Source organism: Bradyrhizobium elkanii WSM2783 (assembly GCF_000472865.1).
GTDB classification, from domain to species: domain Bacteria; phylum Pseudomonadota; class Alphaproteobacteria; order Rhizobiales; family Xanthobacteraceae; genus Bradyrhizobium; species Bradyrhizobium elkanii_A.
Map to the genome: position 1 here is coordinate 24,144 of NZ_AXAP01000071.1, position 17,652 is coordinate 41,795.

A 17,652-nucleotide genomic window follows, 5' to 3' on the forward strand; every position below is an offset into this window, starting at 1 on the left:
ATGACAGCCACGGGAACATCCGAGAGGAGGATCGGCATGGAAAGCAGGAATCGACACCTGATGTGGCATGGCATGTGGCTGTTTCTTCTTGGTCTGCTTACGGGCCTCGCCGAGCAACAGTTTACCAATGTGCGCATGGGGCTCTCGGCGCACCTGGAAGGCTTGATGAACGGCACTTTCCTGATCGCGTTGGGTGCGATCTGGAGTGCAGTGAGACTGCCGCCATGGGCAAAGACCACGGCATACTGGGCTGCGCTTTACGCCGGCTACATGAACTGGCTGTTCACAACGCTGGCCGCGGTTTTCGGTACCGCGGCCGACACTCCAGTCGCCTCGGCAGGCCATAGTGGACAACCCTGGCAAGAAAGTCCTGTCGCAGCCGGATTCCTCAGTGTCGCCGTGATGATCATCGCCTGCTCGCTGCTCCTGCTTTGGGGCCTCTGGCCCACTTCGTTGCAGTCGAATCTCGATGTTCCAGGCGTTACTCAAGCGCGAAGAAACTATGAGTCAGCAGGCAATGGTCAAAAAGACGGCCCCCGCGCGGCTCTGGCCGGAGACCGCGCGAGTGATCTGTCACACAATCGCTGAAGGAGACACAGGATGGATCCTCCACCAGCGCGATCAAGGTACCAACGCCGACCAAACTATGTGTTGCTCCCCAAAGTTCCGCAGTTCGAAACGGCTCAGCGCGGGACGCCCGGCACCGGCTTCAACCGCACCACGCGCGTGCCGTCGGTGAAGACGGCGACCACCACGATGTACCCGAACAGCGACACCTCGGCGAGCCGCTCGGGCTGTATGTCCAAGAGAACTTCCGTAGTGCTTGAAGAAGAGATCAAGCTTCACGGGTTCGCCGGTGTCCCGCCGGAACAGTTTTTTCCGAGGCTGGCCGCCACCGCGAGGCGATGGTGGCCGCCGTGTGGACATCCGTCGCCTTGGCGATGATCTCGCCAGCTTCGTCAACGATGATTTTCATGCGCCGCCTCCAATGCAACGCGCCGGTCAGCGCAGCCGCGATGGCACAAAATCTATCCTCCTATTCATGAAGATCTCGGCTTCCGTATTCGATATGCGCCAGATCGCCCAGCGCCTTGCGTGCCAACCCGCAGAAGACATAGCCAGGATTGCGCGATGCCAAATGTCGTGGGGGCTGCCGTCGCGCGTTCCCCGCATTTCCTCACGCTTGGCCGTAGGATGGTCTTTCGAGACCGCTGACGCCGTCTACACCTATCAACGCGCCATCACTCCTTTCTTCTGGGCAAACTACCTCCCGGTCAAGCTAGGAGCCGAACAGTTGTACCTGACGGGGCTACGGGACACGACGGGCGCACTGTTTCCGGCGATGCCGTTTACCGGGTCCGTGTGCTCACGAACTCGGCACATTTCGTCATCGATCGAGTGACCGGGACCGACAGCATCTCGCTCATTTCGATCACGCCTCGCGATGGTTTCGAGGTCATCTGTCGCGGCACGCGCAGTGAGGCTTTCGTGAACAATGGCGCGACCGGCACCGGTTGCCTCGATGCCTCCGACGTTCGCGCAATCCTTTCGCCGTTGATGCCGAAGGCCGGCGAAGTCGCGACTGCAAGGCCGATGTCTACGCGAGCGTGTTCGACTCAGTCGTGCAGTTGATGGGCGGTGAAGCAGCAGAGCAATTGCTGCTTGGCGATGCGTCTTTTGCCGCAGATGATCGCCGACAGGCGATGGAATTGGCCGCGCTTATCTGCAAGTCGCAGGAGGCTATCGCCGCGTTTTTCACATTCTGCAAACAGCAGGCGACCGATATGCTGAGCGAGCACGTCACTCTGCTTTGGTCGCTCGGCATCATTCTTCGCATGCGTCGCGACATGACGGCGGCTCAGATGGACGAGGCGATCGCGTCGGTCCTTGCCAGCGAAGTGGCCGGCGCTTGAGCGTACTCGGCGTCGGCGGTGCCGGAAGCGGGCTGAGAACGCGGGCAGGTTCAAGGCGGAATAAAATGTGGAGATCACACGTGGCGGATCAGTGCAAGCGCCGTCAACTTCCGCGATTAGGGGGCCAACCGGACGTCGTGGCGCTGCATAGGGGTGTCGCAATTTGCTCCTTGAGCCATACCGACCGGCTCTGAAATTGTCTGCTTTCAGGGGTAGACCGGAAGTGACCGGCGCATGGTCAGAACGACGCGAATGACCCGAAGCCGACTCCGGCGAGGCAGCGGAAACTTCAGCACGTTCGACGAGTGTGCGGTAGCGCGCGGGCCGCGAGCTGTCGAAGACAATCCCTACAACTTCTCAACCGAACCCCGCACTATCGAAGACAATCCCTACAACTCCTCAATCGAAATTCGCACGGTCATCCAACGCATTGGATGCTGGATTCTGAATTTTTGGTCTTGTGATTGGCGAGCTTCGTTCCAACTACGCCGATGCAATTCCGCCACCTTGGAAGCCCATCCGATCTATCAAAGGAGTCTCCGATGTCCTTGCATACCTCGCTGTCACGACGCGGCTTCTGCACATGCTGTGCCGTAGCCGCCGCCGCTTTCGCAACCAACCGTGGCTGGTTGAAGCCTGACGAGGCCTACGCCGAGTCACGCAACATCGTCGATACGATCCGCGACGCCGCCGCAACGATGCCCCTCCAGGTCCACAAGCTGCGTGGCAACGTGACGGTCCTCGAAGGCTCCGGAGGCAATATCGCGGTCCTCACCGGCGAAGACGGCAAGCTGTTCGTCGATGCCGGCATTACCCCGACACGGCCGCGGATTCTGGAGGCGGTCAACAGCCTTAGCCGCGATCCGATCAAACACCTGATCAACACCCACTGGCACTTCGATCACACGGACGGCAATCAGTGGCTAAACGAAGAAGGCGCTGCCATTCTGGCTCACGAGAACACGCATAAGCATTTGCTGACTGCCCAGAGGGTCGAGGACTGGGACTACAATTTTCCTTCGCCGCCCTTGGCCGCGGTGCCGACCGAGGTGTTCGCTTCGGAAAAACGCCTCAGCCTCAATCGCTCCACCCTCGATCTGAAGCACTATAGCCCCGCGCATACGGACAGCGACATCTCGGTTCGCTTCGCTGAGGCTGATATCCTCCATTGCGGAGACACTTACTGGAACGGCTTCTATCCGTTCATCGACTATTCGACCGGTGGCAACATCGACGGGATGATCCGGGCGACCGAGCAGAACATCGCCGCCACCAGCGGCGAGACCATCGTCATTCCCGGCCACAACATGCCGGGCCAAGCCAGCGCCGTGAGCAACAAGGACGAGTTGATCGGCTATCGCGATATGCTCGTCGCCATCAGGGAGAAGGTCACAACGCTCAAGCGGTCGGGCCGCTCGCTCGATGAGACCATCGCAGCCAAGCCAACCGAGCAGTTCGACGCGAAATGGGGCCGGTTCCTCATTACGCCGGCCTTGTTCACCAGGCTGGTCTACGAGGGCGTCTGATGGCAAATCCTGTCGTAGGTTCGAAGGCCCCGCGTTGGCCGGTCGCACCATCAGCGACGGCACCCGCGACGGCAACGCCGCCGCCGCTGCTGGCATTGCCGGTGGCGTCCGTAGCGAGGACAGCTTCCGCGGTTTCCCGCTACGCGGCTTGTGCGCCGGCATCGGCACAAGATGGCGATTATGGGCGCTCACCTGACCTGCTCGCCGTCCTGAAATGCAAACAATATCTCCGCCGCGGTATGCACGGTGAAGCGGCTTTCCTCATTGAACGAACGCATGAGTGCCCAATCCTCGGCGGGCGCCTTCTTGGCGAAGGCCGCCACACGGTGCTCCTGCCCGCTTCTAGGCGCCGGGATTCCCGCACTTGTGATCGGACTAGGCTATGGCGCTTATTGGCTCGTCCGCCGCCGCCGTAACGCTAGCTGATTTTCCGAGAGACTTACATAAATTGAAACGAGGCCGCTCTTTGGCGGCCTTTTCGTTTTTCCTTTGCGAGCGTGCTGTCCGTTCATGGCCCGAATGCGAAGTCCGCGCGGGATCGGAAATCGTCTGCTTATCGGGGTAGATCGGAAGTGACTGGTCGACCTTCCAATCGGCGCTTTTGACCCAAAGGCGACGTGGCAAGTTGCCACTGCAATCAGGCGAAATCATAGATGTCCGGAGTACCTCGATGTAGAGGATAGCATTTTCGCATCGGTATCGCCTGCAGGATCAGGAAGGTTCTGCTTGTTCCATCAGTCCAGCGAGGCTGCGTCTTGGGCGGCCTCTGCCTTCACGGCGCTCTTCAGCGAACGGATCCATTCCGTGTCGCCCACCGATTGAGAGAGAAGCCGCGCTCCGATCATGGCCGCGAACAGAACCTTGGCTTCCTGATCGGACGACGCGCCGTTCGTACCGCGCGACTTCGCCAAGTGATCGAGAAACTGTGCGTACAGAGCCTCCGTCCCGTCCCTGTAGGACTCGCGCGAGGACTCGTCGGCGGCCTCGGCCGTCACGTGAGGAGCGAAGGCGATCATCGGACAAGCCTGATCGGCCCCTTTCTTCGTCAGATAGTAGTCGACGATGGCGGCTGACCGGACGCCCGGATCGTCGTACTTGCGTTCGCAGACCTGCCGCCAGGCGGCGGATGACTGCTCGAAGGTCAGGGAGAAGACTTGCTCGACGAGGGCGTCCTTGGACTTGAAGTGCTTGTAGAAGCCGCCAACCGTCATGTCAGCGGCGTTCATGACCTCGGCCACCGAAACGCTGTCCACACCGAACTCGCGGAAGAGGCGGGACGCGCACTTCAGGATCTTCTGCCGATTCTTCTGCGCCTGCTCCTGCGATGAGCGACCCATGTCCGTTGTTCCTTTCCGAACTCGATCGAGATCCGCGACTTTACGCCGGCCTCGGTCGTAAGAAACCGCCGTCCCGCAAGCAATCGTGACTGGCTAGAATAGATTATATATATTATCTATTTTTTTGAAAGTCTCCAAAGCCACGTTTTCGCGAAGGAACTCGACATGGCGACCACCTACGACCCCAAGATCACGGCGCTTCTCTGCATCGATTTCTACAACGATTTCCTCCATCCAGACGGCAAGCTTTGGCCTTCGGTCAAGGACGTCGCCGAGCAGGTGAACCTGCTCGACAATCTCCGTGCGATCGTCGTCGCCGCGCGGGAGGCCGGGATCAAGATCATCCATGTACCGCATCACCGCATGGAGCCCGACACCTACAAGGACTGGAAGTATCCGTCGCCCTATCAGTTGCAGGCGGCGAAGAACATGATCTTCGCCCGCGGTCAGTGGGGCGGCGAATTCCACGATGATTTCAAGCTCCGGCCGGGCGATCTCTGCTGCACGGAGCATTGGGCTTCGAGCGGCTTCCCCAATACCGACCTCGATCAACTGCTGAAGCGGCACGGCAAGGAAAAGATCATCTGCGTGGGTCTGCTCGCCAATACCTGCCTGGAGGCCACCGCCCGCATCGGCATGGAGCTTGGTTATCACGTCACCTACGTGCGCGATGCCACCGCTGCCCGCTCGCCCGAGGCGATGCATGCGGCGGTCAACATCGACGCGCCGACCTATGCCCATGAGATCGTGACGACCGCCGAACTGATCGCGGCGATCAAGGCTTCCCCGGCGGCGGCCGCGGCGTGAGAGGAAGCGACGTGACTGCTGATATCGAGACTGCGGTCCACTATCGGTACGTGGAGCCGCTGCCAACCGAAGGAGGTTTTTGAGATGCCCGTAGCCAAGATTCATGTGCACGAAGGTGCGTTCAAGGATAGCGAGCTCGCCGCAATCGGGACGGCCGTACAGGCAGCACTGGAGGAAGTGCTCTCGGTCCCGCCGGAGGACTACTTCCGCATCACGCACGTTCTTCCGAAAGGACAGTTCGTCCACACGCCGGCTTTCGTCGGCTGTACGTACAGCGATCGCTTCGTCCTCCTCGAGCTGACCTTTATCTCCGGTCGCCCGAAGGAGAAGCGCCTGGCGTTGCTCGCCGCGCTGAACCGGCTCGTCGTGGAGAAGGCCGGCGTGAGGGCGGACGACCTCGTCGTTCTGATCTATGAGATGCCCGGCGAGAATATCTCCTTCGGCCAAGGGCTCGCGCAGCGAGCGCATATCTCGACCTGAGGGGCTCCGCGCCCCGTCATGTCCGGCCGTGCAGAAACGAAATGATCGAATAGCTCGACAGTGTGCTGCAGTGCATGAGTCCGAAAATGGCCCAAGAGGGAAGTTCGGCTTGGCTTCGAAATGGTCCGCTTTATCGGGTAGAGCGGAAGTGATCGACCCATCAGCCAAATGGCGCTGTTGACCCGAACCGGACCAAGCACTCCGCTTGCATCCCCGATCAGCGAGCGCACGGCGCCCGCTTCTATCTTGCGGTCGAAAGTGCTCTTGTCACTCTCGCGTCACGCCTCTATTCAGTCGCGCGAAACCCATGGAAGGGCATGGAGAGAGCGATCGCGCCACTGTTGAACCCTGCAGTCCGGGGAAGATAGTGATTCAGAAGCGCGCATTGTGGCTCGACATTGCTCGTTGGGATGATCCGGAAAAAACAATGGTGCGGCTTACGAGATGTGCAGCAACCAATATCACGCAGTTGCGCTCGACATCTCAGGCTACGGCGAGGATGCGCCTTGTCGTTCATCGTCCTTGCACTTCCCCCACGACGAGCGGCGGTAGCGGGCAGTCGAGCGTGTCGCATATGGCGCGGAGCAGCTCCGCTTCGCGGACGATGATCTGCTTGTTCGCCAGGATGCAGGACGTGCAGGCGACGACGATCCGGCGCTTGATGGCGGGGACGGATTGATTGAGCGTTTGCAGCGCCGCGTCGAACTCAGCGAGAGAGCATTTCTCCCGGGGCGGCAAGCGGTGGGTGTGGTCGCCGCCAATGTAGCTGCGCATGCCCATATCGAAAGCCCGGGCGGCCTGGTCGGGGTCCGACTGGCCTTCCCAGGCCAATAACGCCAACACCGTCGCCACCGGGTGCGCCAGTTTTTGCGGCGAGCTGTGCACTGGACGCGTCTGACGCGGCGGCAGGAACTGGGCGTCGAGATGGCGATGCAGCACACAGCGGAGGGTGTACTCGAACAGGCTCAGCCGCTGGTCAGCGATCATGAGCCCCTCGACCTCGGCGCGGAAAGCCCGGTGCTGGCCGGGCGACATCTGTCGCAGGGCTGGCATGGTCAGGTCCAGAAGGGGCAGCCGGTGCGTGTCCGGCAGGGCCTTGACAGCGGCGACCAGCCGCAATGTTTCGGCGAAGTCGTGCGGCTCAGCGCCGGCCTTCAGCCGGGTCAGCTGGAGGTCCCGCAGATCCGCCCGCGGGTCCAGGAGAAGGGCGTAGACTAGGGCGCGAGCACTGAACGGCTCCTGGGCGGCGACCCGGAGCACGTCCGGCATGCTGTCGTGCAGCGCCTTGGCGCAGCTGATTTCTTCCGGATCGACTTGGCCGACCCGGGACGCGGCTTCGTCGGCGAACCCAAAGACCGGCAACGGCACCTGCGGCAGCCCCGGTAACCTCGGCATGCCGGCGAATGGCGGGACACGGCCGCGGCGGGCGCCTTCGAGCTCTTCCTGATCGACACTGACCGGCCGCACCTCCGGGAATTGGCTGTCGAACTGGGGATCGAGCCGGCGGATGCGCTCGACGAGGGGCGGGTGGGTGGCCAGCAGTCCAGCGAGCGTCCCGCCGGAGAAAGCGTTGGCGAAAAACATGTGAGCGGCCTCGGCGGCCTGGGGGTTGTCGATGCGCGACCCCTCCGCCAGCCCGCCGATCTTCTTGAGCGCCCCGCCAATGCCGTCGGGGTTGCGCGTGAACTGGACGGCGCTGGCGTCGGCCAGGTACTCGCGCTGCCGGGACACCGCCGCCATGATCAGCCGACCGAAGAACGCTCCCACCAGGCCCAGCACAAACACGCCCAGGCCCAGCAGCACGAGGCCGGCACGGGAATCATTCCTTCCCGAAGAGCGGCCGCCGGACGCGAACATGAGCATGCGGCCCATGATAGACAACGCCATGATCCCGAAGATCAGGCCGATCAGCCGGATGTTGAGCCGCATGTCGCCATTGAGAATGTGGCTGAACTCGTGGGCCACCACGCCCTGCAGCTCGTCGCGGGTTAAATAGTTGAGGCAGCCCTGGGAGACGGCGACCACGGCATCGCCCGGCGCGTAGCCGGCCGCGAAGGCGTTGATGCCGGGCTCCTTGAGAACATAGACGGGGGGCACCGGCACGCCCGCGGCCAGCGCCATCTCCTCGACGACGTTGAGAAGCCGCTTCTCGCGCAGGTCGGTGGTCGTGCCGGGCACCTCCTCACCGCCCAGCATCAGGGCGACGGCCTGGCCACCGGAAGCGAGCTGGGCCACTTTGAACGCGCTGGCACCGCCGACCACAAGGCCCACCCCCGGCGCCGCGAGCAGGAGCAGATCCGGCTGCCACCAGGACACCGGCTCTGGGGCGCCAGACATGCTGAGCGCCAGCAACAGCCCGTACACCAGGGCGATCAGAATCAGGATCGCCAGGACGAAATAGACCACCAGCCGGAAGGTCTGGCGTCGGGCCGAATCCTGCTGCTGAAAGAAATTGGTGGCCATGGTCAGAGGCGGCTTTGGGAGCATGGAAACGGAAGCATGGGACGCCTGGAGCGGTGGTTGTTTCGGGTTAGAACGACACCTTGGGCGCTGCGCGCTCGGCCTCTGGAGTTTCGAGCAGCGCCGCCTCCTCGAAGCCGAACATGCCGGCCATCGTGTTGGCCGGGAAGACCTCGCGCCGGATGTTGTAGGTGGCGGCGGCGTCGTTGAACGCTTGCCGGGCAAAGGCGATCTTGTTCTCGGTCGAGCTCAGCTCCTCCTGCAGGGCGAGCATGTTCTGGTTGGCCTTGAGATCCGGGTACGCCTCGGACAGGGCAAAGAGCCGGCCCAGGATGCCGCCCAGCCGGGCCTCGGCCTGGTTAAGCTCTCTGATGGCCGCCGGGTCGCTGGGGTTGGCGGCCACTTTCTGCTCGGCCGCCATCGCGCTATTGCGGGCCTTGATGACGGCGTCGAGCGTCTCCCTCTCGTGGGCCATGTAGCCCTTGACGGCTTCGACCAGGTTCGGAATCAGCTCGTAGCGGCGTTTGAGCTGCACGTCGATCTGGGCGAAGGCGTTCTTGAAGCGGTTCCCGGCGACCACCAGTCCGTTGTAGATGGCCATGAGCCAGAGTGCGAGCAGCAGCACGACGCCCAGGAGCGCGAGCAGGGTGATGGTAGCGGGACTCATGAGCCCTGACCTCCGACGAGAGGACTGTTGGTCTGGTCGATCGCGCAACGACCGGCGCTAGACTTGTCTTATGGAACCCTGCCGAGAAACTTGGCATATCCCGCGAACGGTCGAGTTCGGACGGTACCACAATTATCGCCTGCCACCGACGCTTCTGTGGTCCTTCCCGCTCCGCATGCAATTCCCCGTGGAGGGGCTACTTTCCAAGGATGGGAGGCCAGCTTGGCCGGAGGACCGGCCGAGGCGCCGCCCGGCGGCGGGCCGTTCTGATGCGTGAGTTCTCGCATCGTCGCCGAAGGCATTCCGCTGAAAGACAACTTCATGTGGAGCGATGGACAATTTCGAGTGGATCACCGGTTACGGCGATGCTTCGGCATGGTGCAGGTGGACTTCAAAACGCAGAAGCGCCGCCGATGCTCAGCGCGAAATGGTTTCGCGAGGCGGCCGGGCGCAATGCCGTGACTTAGCGCGAAGGCGATCAATCTGAGAGATGCCCATGGCTGCTAATGGCCCATCGCGTCAGTTCGCTGCGACGCCGCAATACATCCGGAGTCGGAGGTAGAGCGGACTCGTCATCGATCGCCGATGAAGCCGGAGACCGTACCGATCTGGCCGCGCGCAGCGAACAGCCAGGGCGTCCGCGAGAGGCGGTCGAGCCGATCGGTTTACGGAGGCTGAGTTTCGGGTTGGCGGCCGCGCGGCGCCTCGCGTCCGCAAGTTCGGCCAGCACTTGCTTGCGAAGCGGTGCCGTCTTCTCGATGACGTATTGCAACACGCGGAAGGGATGCCATTCCGGCCGGGTCATCGAGATGGAGAACTGATGGCGTTGGCGCAGTCCTTCCAGGCATGAATGATCGCGAAAAGATCGCTTTGCGGATGCGGCTGCCACCAGCCGTCCGGATCGAGCACGTCGATGCCGCAGGCGGTCGAAGGATTCCAGCCGGTGCCGAGGAGAAACAGCCACAACAGCACGGCCGTCTCGGAGCGGGCCGGAACAAACCATCGCAGGCCATGCGGTCTTTGCCGCCCTCGCGAAGTCCGCGTAGCGGCGGAATCTTTTACGACCAGTCTCCAAACCTAAATTGATTCCGAACATAGCCCTGGGCGAGAGCAATCTCATCCAAGAGCCAGCAAGCGCCCGCCACGTCTGCCACATGCTTGGCACGGCTTATTCCTTCGCTCTCTAGCCTTCGGTAGGAAGGTTGGATGACAGTCCGTTCAGATAGTCGGCGGCTCCCCGGCGTTGCCGCCGCCCGAAGGCCCAAAAACTCTGGTCGCGATCGACGACATTGACGTGCTGCTCCAGCGCGAGAGGCCGCACGCCGAAGCCAACCAAATAGCTGCCGAGCTTCTGGGATTGGCTGCACGCATGCGACGCGAAAGGAGCTGGGCGCGCGCTGAACGCGCCAACACACGCGCGGGACGGCTGTCAAATAGAGCGTCGACGGCTGCCGCGGCGAATGACAGCGAAGGACTAGCTTGCGTCACGGCGCACAAAACTAGCAGCGCAATGACCCGTGCTTCCCGTCATCGGCCGGAAAGAGAAGATTTAGTCTCACGACGAAACGCGTTGACGTTGCGCTGCACTGCCGGCGGCGCCGCGAGATTGTTCGCTCTGCTCTGGAGCCCGGCTGGTATAAACTGTGGGTGGTTGTGCGTTGATATCGCTGCCCGAGCCTTGCAAGAACCGATCGCGCTCAGAGATTCAAACCCGTAGCAAGCGAGCGCGATCACGCGAGGGATTGGGCCTCGCTTGGCATAGGTCGCAATTTGCCTTCTGCCTCTGCCTAGCAAGGCTGCGGCCGCTTCTTGAGTAAGCCTATTCCGCGTCAGGAAATGGGCCACCTCGATGTTCATGCCGATGGCGCCGGCCTTTTTGAGGAGTCGGTTCACACGCTTGGATGCGACGTCACCGGGATCGGACGTGGATGCGAGCAAGCGGAAGATAAAGTTATCGCCCTGCTCGGTCGCCCAATCAACAAAGCCAATACGGCGGAAAAAGTCGTGTAGGACGAAGAAGCGGAGGCTTCCCTCGGTCTTGTATCCGATCCGCTTGTACATGCCTTTTTCTTTGTCGTAGACAATGCCATTCACGCGAACGATATCGACTCCGTGTTTGCGGTCAAAATCGCTGCCTCGGATAAAGGGAAGGATTCCGATCCGACGCGAGGAGAGAAGGCACAGGGGCCCCAACATCGCGTCGTCCAAATAGCCGCTGTCGACACCCAGTCTGAAGACCTTGTCGACCTTTTCGTAGTCGAGCGCCTCGCGCTTTACTGAGGGTTTGGCGTTGTCCGGCCATCGCACCCTATAGCCTTCGAACGGGTTACGAAGGCGATGCAATCCTACCGCATTGTTAATGATAGCTCGAACCGTCTGCACGTATCCATCTTGGATGGTTTTCAGTGCGAGCGGCTCGTAGCAGCTTTCGGCCTTATTCTTTGCGATCGCCGCATGGATCCCCATCTGTCGCAGCTCTTCGGTATTTTCGCCCTCACGCGAAAGCTCAAGCGGGACATACTGAAGCTCGTTGACGAAATTCTGGAGGTCAATTGGCAAATAGCAATCGATTGGGCGATCTCCGACAAGTGCCTTGAAGGCCGCCGCACGCATCCTGCCAGTGCTGATGGCGCTCTCAGATGCTCCCCCAGCCCTTCGAAGCCCGAAATATTCATCTTCCAGCTCGCCGAATTTCGGCGCGGACGATGTGTCGACGGTGGGCGGAACGTCTGCCGGCGGCTGTTCAGGTGATTGACGCGGCGGCTTCGCCGGCCTGAGGGCGTGCGAGATGGCAGAGCGACCAGTCGGCGCCGCCGAGGTCCGTTCCAGAATTGCAAGTTGCCGATCGGCGACCTCGGTGAGCTTGCCGAGCACGTCCGACAACGGCTCACCACCAGGCGCCAGGCCCGCACCGGCTCGCCAGCGATTCCAGACGTCTTGGCGCAACAGATCGGCACGGCCCACGACCGTCGGATTTCCCGTTCCACCTTTGCTGACCTCCTTTTCGATCAGCACCGCCTCTTGGATCGAGGCGATATCGCGCAGCACGTCAGGCGAAAAATCCGGCCAGGGAGGAGGATTGGCAATCTTGGCCGCTGCGGTTTCGAGGAAGGCGAGCATGTTCGCGAGGAACTCCTCAGGGCTATTGCCCTTCGGAAACCCGACATCGCTGCACGGTATCTCTTCCCCGGTGTGAATATTCACCCCGCATCTCCACTGGCTGAAGCCGGTTTGCGCCAGCGCGCCTAGCCAAGAGGCCCGCCGCTGCGCCTCGCGATGCGGAAGCACCCCAAGTCGCACCCGAATAGGAGCGCATGACGGCAGACTGGCTGCAAGGTTTGAGGGGGGCCGGATCTGGAAGAAATACGTGGAAAGCCGACGCACCAGATAGGTTGGTGCCCGCCCCGGTTCTCTGGGCCGGCGCGCGGGGCGCTCGGATGCACTTTTCTGTCGGACTACTTTGCGGACTACATTGCGGGATACACGCTTCGACACTTGCACACTCGGGCAGGCCGGAGACGTTGTTTTCCGAGGCTTTTTGCAGGTCCAAAAAGTAGCGGATGGGCGAATTAACTGGCGGAGAGGGAGGGATTCAAACGCCCGATAGGCTTGCACCTATGCCGCATTTCCAGTGCGGTGCATTCAACCACTCTGCCACCTCTCCAGGCGCCAAATCGGGGGCCTAGGCCCTCGTGGTCGGGGCCGCAATTTGGCGACTGTCAGTAGAACCCCGCCGCCCCCTACTTCACCGGCGTGTAGATCACGACCCGCAACGACGGGTCGTCATTGGCCTGGAAGCTCGCATGTTCGAAGGACACGACGCCCTTCTTCGGATGATGCAGCCGCTTGATGCCGGCGGCTGTGCCGCGGATGTCGTGGGTTTTCCACCAGACCGAAAATTCCGGGCAGCTTTTCCTGAGCTTGAGCAACAGCTCATGAAACGCGGGATCGTCGGCCCATAGATCATGCACCGCTCGGAACTGCGCGACGACGCGCTTGGCTTCATCGGCCCAGGCCGCCCCGAACAGCTTCCGCGCCGAGGGCCGCGTCAACATGGAGACGAGCACGTTGCGGTCCTCGCTCGCGAGCTGATCGAAGGCGAAAATGTCGTTCGCCGCCTTGTTCCAGCCGAGCAGATCCCATCTGCGCCCGGTCACATAGGCCGGCTGTTTCATGGCGTCGATCATCCGCTGCAATGACGCCGGCACCGTCTCCTGCTGGAAACCCTGTCGCTCGCCGGAGCGCGTCAGGGCCTTGAGGTGAAGGTGCTCGACCTTGCTGAGCCTGAGCGCACGGGCCAGCGCATTGATCGTCGTGATCGACGGATTGACGGAGCGGCCCTGCTCCAGGCGCACATACCAATCGACGCCAATGCCGGCGAGTTCGGCCACTTCCTCGCGCCGCAGACCGGCGGTTCGCCGCCGCCGTCCGTCGGCAAGCCCCACATCCCGCGGCCGCAATTTCTCACGACGCGAGCGGAGGAAATCCCCGAGCTCACTGCGGCTCTTCTCGATCACTGCAGCACCTTTCGAACAACGCCCAAAGGGGGGACGTGCCAATCCTAGGATAATACCATGCCTTCCAGCTTCGCCCTAGCCTGCCATAATCGCAGCCGAACATTCCAGTGCCACGGCGATGTACACCACATGACGCAATCACCGAACGCCAACATTCCGAAACAGAGCATCGCGCTGTCCATAAAGATCAACGGCACGCGATACGAGCGCGAGATCGCGCCGACCGCGACCCTGCTGGACGTGATCCGCGACGAGCTCGGGCTCACCGGCACCAAGAAGGGCTGTGACATGGGCGGCTGCGGCGCCTGCACGGTGCTGGTCGCGGGCCGTCGGATCGCATCCTGCCTGGCGCTGGCAGCATCCTTTGGCGACGCCGACGTGACGACGATAGAGGGGATCGGCACGGCCGATCGCCTGCATCCGCTGCAGGATGCGTTCATCCGGCACGATGCGCTCCAGTGCGGCTACTGCACGCCGGGCCAGATTCTGTCCGCGATCGCCTTGCTGGCGGAGGGGCCACGCTCGATCGACGACATCCGCGAAGGCATGAGCGGCAATCTCTGCCGCTGCGGCGCCCATGCCAACATCGTCGCTGCGATCGCGGAGGTCGGCGGGCTATGAGCAGCGCTTCCTTCAATTATATTCGCGCGGCCGAACTCACCGATGCGCTCGCGCGCGGCGAGAGGGCAGGTGCCGCCTATCTCGCCGGCGGCACCGATCTGCTACCGCTCTGGAAAGCGTCGCTGACCGCGCCGCAGGACGTGATCGACATCTCGCACCTCCCGCTTGCGACCATTATCCGTGCCGGCGACACGCTCAGCATCGGCGCGATGGCGCGGCTGAGTGACATCGCCGCCCATGCAGAGGTGAAAGCGCACTATCCTCTTGTATGCGATGCGATCCTTGCGAGCGCCAGCGGACAGGTGCGCAATGTCGCAACCATGGGCGGCAATCTGCTGCAGCGGACACGTTGTCCCTATTTTCGCGACGCGGGACTGGCCTGCAACAAGCGCGATCCCGGGTCCGGATGCGGCACCCGACATGGCGAGAACCGCCATGCCGTGCTGTTCGGTGGCTCGCCCGGCTGCGTCGCCACGCATCCGTCCGACCTCGCGGTGGCGCTGGCCGCGCTTGACGCCAGGATCGTGGTGAGCAGTGATAGCGGCGAACGCGAACTCGCACTGTCCGAGCTTTACCCGCTGCCGGGCGAGACCACCGCACCCGATTCATCTCTGCGCCCCGGGGAGATGATCACGGCGATCCGCATGCTCAATGCGGCGCGTTTCTCAAACCACGCGACCTATCTGAAGATCCGCGATCGCGCCTCGTTCGAATTTGCCGTCGTCTCCGTCGCGGCGGCGCTGCGCATCGAGGATAGCGTCATCGCCGAGGCGCGGCTCGCGGCTGGCGGTGTTGCACCACTGCCCTGGCGACTTGAGAAAAGCGAGGCGGCGCTGATCGGTCGCGCACCGACGGAGCACGCCTTTGCCGAGGCCGGCGCGCTCGCAATCGAAGGCGCGCGCCCGCTCGAAGGCAACGCATTCAAGATCCCCTTGCTGCGCAACGCCGTCATTCGCGCCCTGCAAACGGCCGGAGGCCATTCGTGAAGAACCGAACCATCGCGCGCTATGAAGGCACCCTCAAGGTCACCGGCCAGGCCCGCTATGAAGGCGAGATGATGCCCGAGGGCCTGCTGCACGCGGCCCTCGTGGAGTCGCCCATCGCCTGCGGCGAATTGCAGTCGCTCGATGCATCGCGTGCCGCTGCGCTGCCGGGATTTGCCACCCTCGTCAGCCACGAAGATGCGGCTTCGCTGAAGCCGTCGGCGGCAACCGCCCTGATCCGGGAGAAGGCCATCCATTTTCACGGCCAGCCCGTCGCGCTCGTCGCCGCCACTACGCTATCGGAGGCCCGCGAAGCGGCGAAGGCGACACAAGCCTCGATCGCAGCGCGCACCGCGTTGACGCAAATGGACCAGGCGCTGGACCAGGCCTATGAGCCGGCGATGGTCGGGCGTTTCCCGGCCGCGACCCGCCGCGGCGATTCTGCGAAGGCGTTGAGCGAAGCCGGGCTCGTGGTGCGGCGCCGCTACACCACTACCGTCAACAACCATCATCCGATGGAGCCCCATGCGGTCGTCTGCTGGTGGGAGGGCAACAAGGCCGTCGTCCACACCTGCACCCAGGCGATCTTCGCCACGCGCGCGATCATTGCGCATGCGTTTGAGATGCCGCCCGTCGACATCCGCGTGCTGTCGCGCTATCTCGGCGGCGGCTTCGGCTGCAAGGGACAGCTGTGGTGGCCGTGGATGTTCTGGGCGATGCTGGCGTCGCGAAAGACGAACCGTCCGGTGCGGCTCGAGCTTAGCCGCGCGCAGATGTTCACCCTGGTCGGGCGGCGGCAGGAGACGGCGCAAGACCTCGCGCTCGGCTTCGTCGATGGACGGCTGACGGCGATCGAGCATGATGTCGTAGCCCAGACCTCGACACATGCGGAATTTTCCGACTCGACCGCGGTCTACACGCGCTTCCTCTACGCCTGCCCCAACGTCACCACGCGTCACAGCCTCGTGCGCACCAACGAGCCGCAGCCGGTTCCGATGCGTGCGCCGGGAACGGCTCCCGGCACCTTTGCGCTGGAGTCGGCGATGGACGAGGCCGCAGAATTGCTCGGGGTCGATCCGCTCGAATTGCGCCTCGACAATTTTGCCGATCACGACCAGGAAAACGGCCGGCCCTGGAGCAGCAACAGCCTTCGCGAATGCTATCGCGTTGGCGCCGAGCGTTTTGGCTGGGCCGAGCGCCGCGCGCGATCGGCCGCCAAAGATGGCCGCTGGAAAATCGGCTTCGGCATGGCGACCACGCTCTATCCGGCGATACGCCAGGCCTGCCGCGCGCGCGTCGCGTTGCGCGCCGACGGCTCGCTGCTGGTCCAGTGCGGCACCCAGGACATGGGCTCGGGCACCTACACCGCGCTCGGCCAGATCGCGGCCGATGCGCTCGGCTTACCCATGGACAAGATCACCGTCGAGCTCGGCGACACCGAGTTGCCGGACGGCCCCTTCTCCGGCGGCTCGCAGGTCACGGCGAGCATCTTTCCCGCCGTGGAAGCTGCAACGGCGAAACTGCGCGCGTCCCTCGCGGGCCTCGCAACCACCGACGCGACGTCGTCGCTCGGCGGCAAGCCGCCGGAGGATCTCGAATTCGCCGACGGGATGATCCGCAGCCGCTCCGGCAACGCCGGCGAAAGGCTCACCGACGTGCTCGCGCGTGCGGCCGCTGATGGCTTGGAGGCAGACGGCGAGAGCCCGGCGACCGATCATCAGCAGCTTGCCGCGACCGGCATGGGATATGGTGCGATCTTCGTCGAGATCGGTGTCGATGCCGCGCTCGGCGAAATCCGCGTCCGCCGCGTCTGTGGCGCCTTCGCGGCCGGGCGCATCCTCAATCCGCTGCTGGCGAAGAGCCAGTATATCGGCGGTCTCATCGGCGGCATCGGCATGGCGTTGCATGAGCAGACCGTGACCGATGCTGCGACCGGCAGCATCCTCGGCAAGTCCTTCACCGACTATCTCATTCCGGTTCATGCCGACATGCCCGCATTCGACATCGCCATGATCGACGAGGACGACCCGCATCTCCCCGGCGGCGTCAAAGGCATCGGCATGCTCGGGACCGCCGGCATCCAGGCCGCGATCGCCAACGCCGTCTACGACGCCATCGGCAAGCGCATTCGCAAGCTGCCGATCCGGATCGAGGATTGTCTCTGATCGCGGCACGTGACTGCGCGCTCAAATAACTTCTGCGCTGTCGGAAAATGATGGCGGAGTGGAGTCAAACTCCCGATTTCGATTACTCCACTTCGAAAGACTGAAAGCCGCTGAGTAAACGCTCGCCTGCCTCCTGCAAAGGTTTCGAGTTTGAGCCCGGTTCGATTCCAGTCGGG

Annotated in this window: 17 protein-coding genes and 1 tRNA gene; 8 read left to right on the forward strand and 10 right to left on the reverse strand. The window is 62.8% G+C overall.

What is annotated here, in order from left to right; all coding sequences use genetic code 11:
• Positions 1-36 precede the first annotated feature (36 nt).
• Complete coding sequence (locus YY7_RS54120; RefSeq protein WP_210164724.1) at positions 37-588, forward strand: hydrogenase; 552 nt, start codon at positions 37-39, stop codon at positions 586-588.
• 95 nt (positions 589-683) lie between these two features.
• Here the strand turns inward: YY7_RS54120 and YY7_RS64550 are convergent, their stop codons facing one another.
• Complete coding sequence (locus YY7_RS64550; RefSeq protein WP_283807038.1) at positions 684-806, reverse strand: hypothetical protein; 123 nt, start codon at positions 804-806, stop codon at positions 684-686.
• Between the two features lie 29 nt (positions 807-835).
• A complete protein-coding gene (locus tag YY7_RS61025; protein ID WP_155255490.1) occupies positions 836-976 on the reverse strand; it encodes a hypothetical protein in 141 nt (46 codons plus the stop codon).
• Positions 977-1,622: 646 nt separating this feature from the next.
• Between YY7_RS61025 and YY7_RS0137890 the strand changes: the two genes are divergently transcribed.
• Both YY7_RS0137890 and YY7_RS0137895 read left to right on the forward strand, forming a co-directional pair.
• Positions 1,623-1,913: a hypothetical protein gene (locus tag YY7_RS0137890; RefSeq protein WP_155255491.1), complete on the forward strand. Its 291-nt coding sequence runs from the start codon at positions 1,623-1,625 to the stop codon at positions 1,911-1,913.
• A gap of 542 nt (positions 1,914-2,455) precedes the next feature.
• Entirely contained in the window at positions 2,456-3,439 is a 984-nt protein-coding gene (locus YY7_RS0137895) for an MBL fold metallo-hydrolase (protein ID WP_028167735.1), read from the forward strand.
• Between the two features lie 188 nt (positions 3,440-3,627).
• Here the strand turns inward: YY7_RS0137895 and YY7_RS64555 are convergent, their stop codons facing one another.
• On the reverse strand, positions 3,628-3,762 hold the full coding sequence (locus tag YY7_RS64555) for a hypothetical protein (RefSeq protein ID WP_283807039.1): 135 nt from the start codon (positions 3,760-3,762) through the stop codon (positions 3,628-3,630).
• Positions 3,763-4,173: 411 nt separating this feature from the next.
• Positions 4,174-4,776, reverse strand: coding sequence for a TetR/AcrR family transcriptional regulator (locus tag YY7_RS0137910; protein ID WP_028167736.1), 603 nt, complete (start codon positions 4,774-4,776; stop codon positions 4,174-4,176).
• A 165-nt stretch (positions 4,777-4,941) separates the two neighbouring features.
• Here YY7_RS0137910 and YY7_RS0137915 point away from each other — a divergent pair, with 165 nt between their 5' ends.
• Entirely contained in the window at positions 4,942-5,583 is a 642-nt protein-coding gene (locus tag YY7_RS0137915) for an isochorismatase family cysteine hydrolase (RefSeq protein WP_028167737.1), read from the forward strand.
• Between the two features lie 84 nt (positions 5,584-5,667).
• Positions 5,668-6,063, forward strand: a complete 396-nt coding sequence (locus YY7_RS0137920) for a tautomerase family protein (RefSeq protein ID WP_028167738.1) — start codon at positions 5,668-5,670, stop codon at positions 6,061-6,063.
• Positions 6,064-6,576: 513 nt separating this feature from the next.
• Here YY7_RS0137920 and YY7_RS0137925 read toward each other — a convergent pair.
• From YY7_RS0137925 to YY7_RS0137955, 6 genes are all read right to left on the reverse strand, one after another.
• Complete coding sequence (locus YY7_RS0137925; RefSeq protein ID WP_028167739.1) at positions 6,577-8,526, reverse strand: M48 family metallopeptidase; 1,950 nt, start codon at positions 8,524-8,526, stop codon at positions 6,577-6,579.
• Between the two features lie 67 nt (positions 8,527-8,593).
• On the reverse strand, positions 8,594-9,190 hold the full coding sequence (locus YY7_RS0137930; protein WP_028167740.1) for a LemA family protein: 597 nt from the start codon (positions 9,188-9,190) through the stop codon (positions 8,594-8,596).
• An 801-nt stretch (positions 9,191-9,991) separates the two neighbouring features.
• Complete coding sequence (locus tag YY7_RS61030; RefSeq protein ID WP_155255492.1) at positions 9,992-10,162, reverse strand: hypothetical protein; 171 nt, start codon at positions 10,160-10,162, stop codon at positions 9,992-9,994.
• 555 nt (positions 10,163-10,717) lie between these two features.
• Positions 10,718-12,394 (reverse strand): hypothetical protein, encoded by a 1,677-nt coding sequence (locus YY7_RS0137945; protein WP_155255493.1) that lies wholly within the window; start codon positions 12,392-12,394, stop codon positions 10,718-10,720.
• A 370-nt stretch (positions 12,395-12,764) separates the two neighbouring features.
• Positions 12,765-12,854 (reverse strand) — tRNA-Ser (locus YY7_RS0137950).
• Positions 12,855-12,930: 76 nt separating this feature from the next.
• On the reverse strand, positions 12,931-13,707 hold the full coding sequence (locus YY7_RS0137955) for a helix-turn-helix transcriptional regulator (RefSeq protein ID WP_028167742.1): 777 nt from the start codon (positions 13,705-13,707) through the stop codon (positions 12,931-12,933).
• Positions 13,708-13,836: 129 nt separating this feature from the next.
• Between YY7_RS0137955 and YY7_RS0137960 the strand changes: the two genes are divergently transcribed.
• Genes YY7_RS0137960 through YY7_RS0137970 form a run of 3 tightly spaced genes read left to right on the forward strand, consistent with a single transcriptional unit; the run spans position 13,837 to position 17,476 of the window.
• On the forward strand, positions 13,837-14,328 hold the full coding sequence (locus YY7_RS0137960; protein ID WP_028167743.1) for a (2Fe-2S)-binding protein: 492 nt from the start codon (positions 13,837-13,839) through the stop codon (positions 14,326-14,328).
• The gene (locus YY7_RS0137965) at positions 14,325-15,314 is read left to right on the forward strand and encodes an FAD binding domain-containing protein (protein WP_035691962.1); all 990 of its coding nucleotides are present in this window, start codon (positions 14,325-14,327) and stop codon (positions 15,312-15,314) included. The genes YY7_RS0137960 and YY7_RS0137965 overlap by 4 nt, the downstream gene beginning before the upstream one ends.
• Positions 15,311-17,476 carry a xanthine dehydrogenase family protein molybdopterin-binding subunit gene (locus YY7_RS0137970; RefSeq protein WP_028167745.1) on the forward strand — a complete coding sequence of 722 codons (2,166 nt, stop codon included), beginning with the start codon at positions 15,311-15,313 and terminating at the stop codon, positions 17,474-17,476. The genes YY7_RS0137965 and YY7_RS0137970 overlap by 4 nt, the downstream gene beginning before the upstream one ends.
• Positions 17,477-17,652: the final 176 nt, after the last annotated feature.

Coding starts and splice junctions, on each gene's coding strand:
- YY7_RS0137910 (WP_028167736.1), bottom strand. CDS start 4,776: ATGGGTCGCTCATCGCAGGAGCAGGCGCAGAAGAATCGGCAGAAGATC.
- YY7_RS0137930 (WP_028167740.1), bottom strand. CDS start 9,190: ATGAGTCCCGCTACCATCACCCTGCTCGCGCTCCTGGGCGTCGTGCTG.
- YY7_RS0137895 (WP_028167735.1), top strand. CDS start 2,456: ATGTCCTTGCATACCTCGCTGTCACGACGCGGCTTCTGCACATGCTGT.
- YY7_RS0137960 (WP_028167743.1), top strand. CDS start 13,837: ATGACGCAATCACCGAACGCCAACATTCCGAAACAGAGCATCGCGCTG.
- YY7_RS0137965 (WP_035691962.1), top strand. CDS start 14,325: ATGAGCAGCGCTTCCTTCAATTATATTCGCGCGGCCGAACTCACCGAT.
- YY7_RS61025 (WP_155255490.1), bottom strand. CDS start 976: ATGAAAATCATCGTTGACGAAGCTGGCGAGATCATCGCCAAGGCGACG.
- YY7_RS0137925 (WP_028167739.1), bottom strand. CDS start 8,526: ATGGCCACCAATTTCTTTCAGCAGCAGGATTCGGCCCGACGCCAGACC.
- YY7_RS0137920 (WP_028167738.1), top strand. CDS start 5,668: ATGCCCGTAGCCAAGATTCATGTGCACGAAGGTGCGTTCAAGGATAGC.
- YY7_RS54120 (WP_210164724.1), top strand. CDS start 37: ATGGAAAGCAGGAATCGACACCTGATGTGGCATGGCATGTGGCTGTTT.
- YY7_RS0137915 (WP_028167737.1), top strand. CDS start 4,942: ATGGCGACCACCTACGACCCCAAGATCACGGCGCTTCTCTGCATCGAT.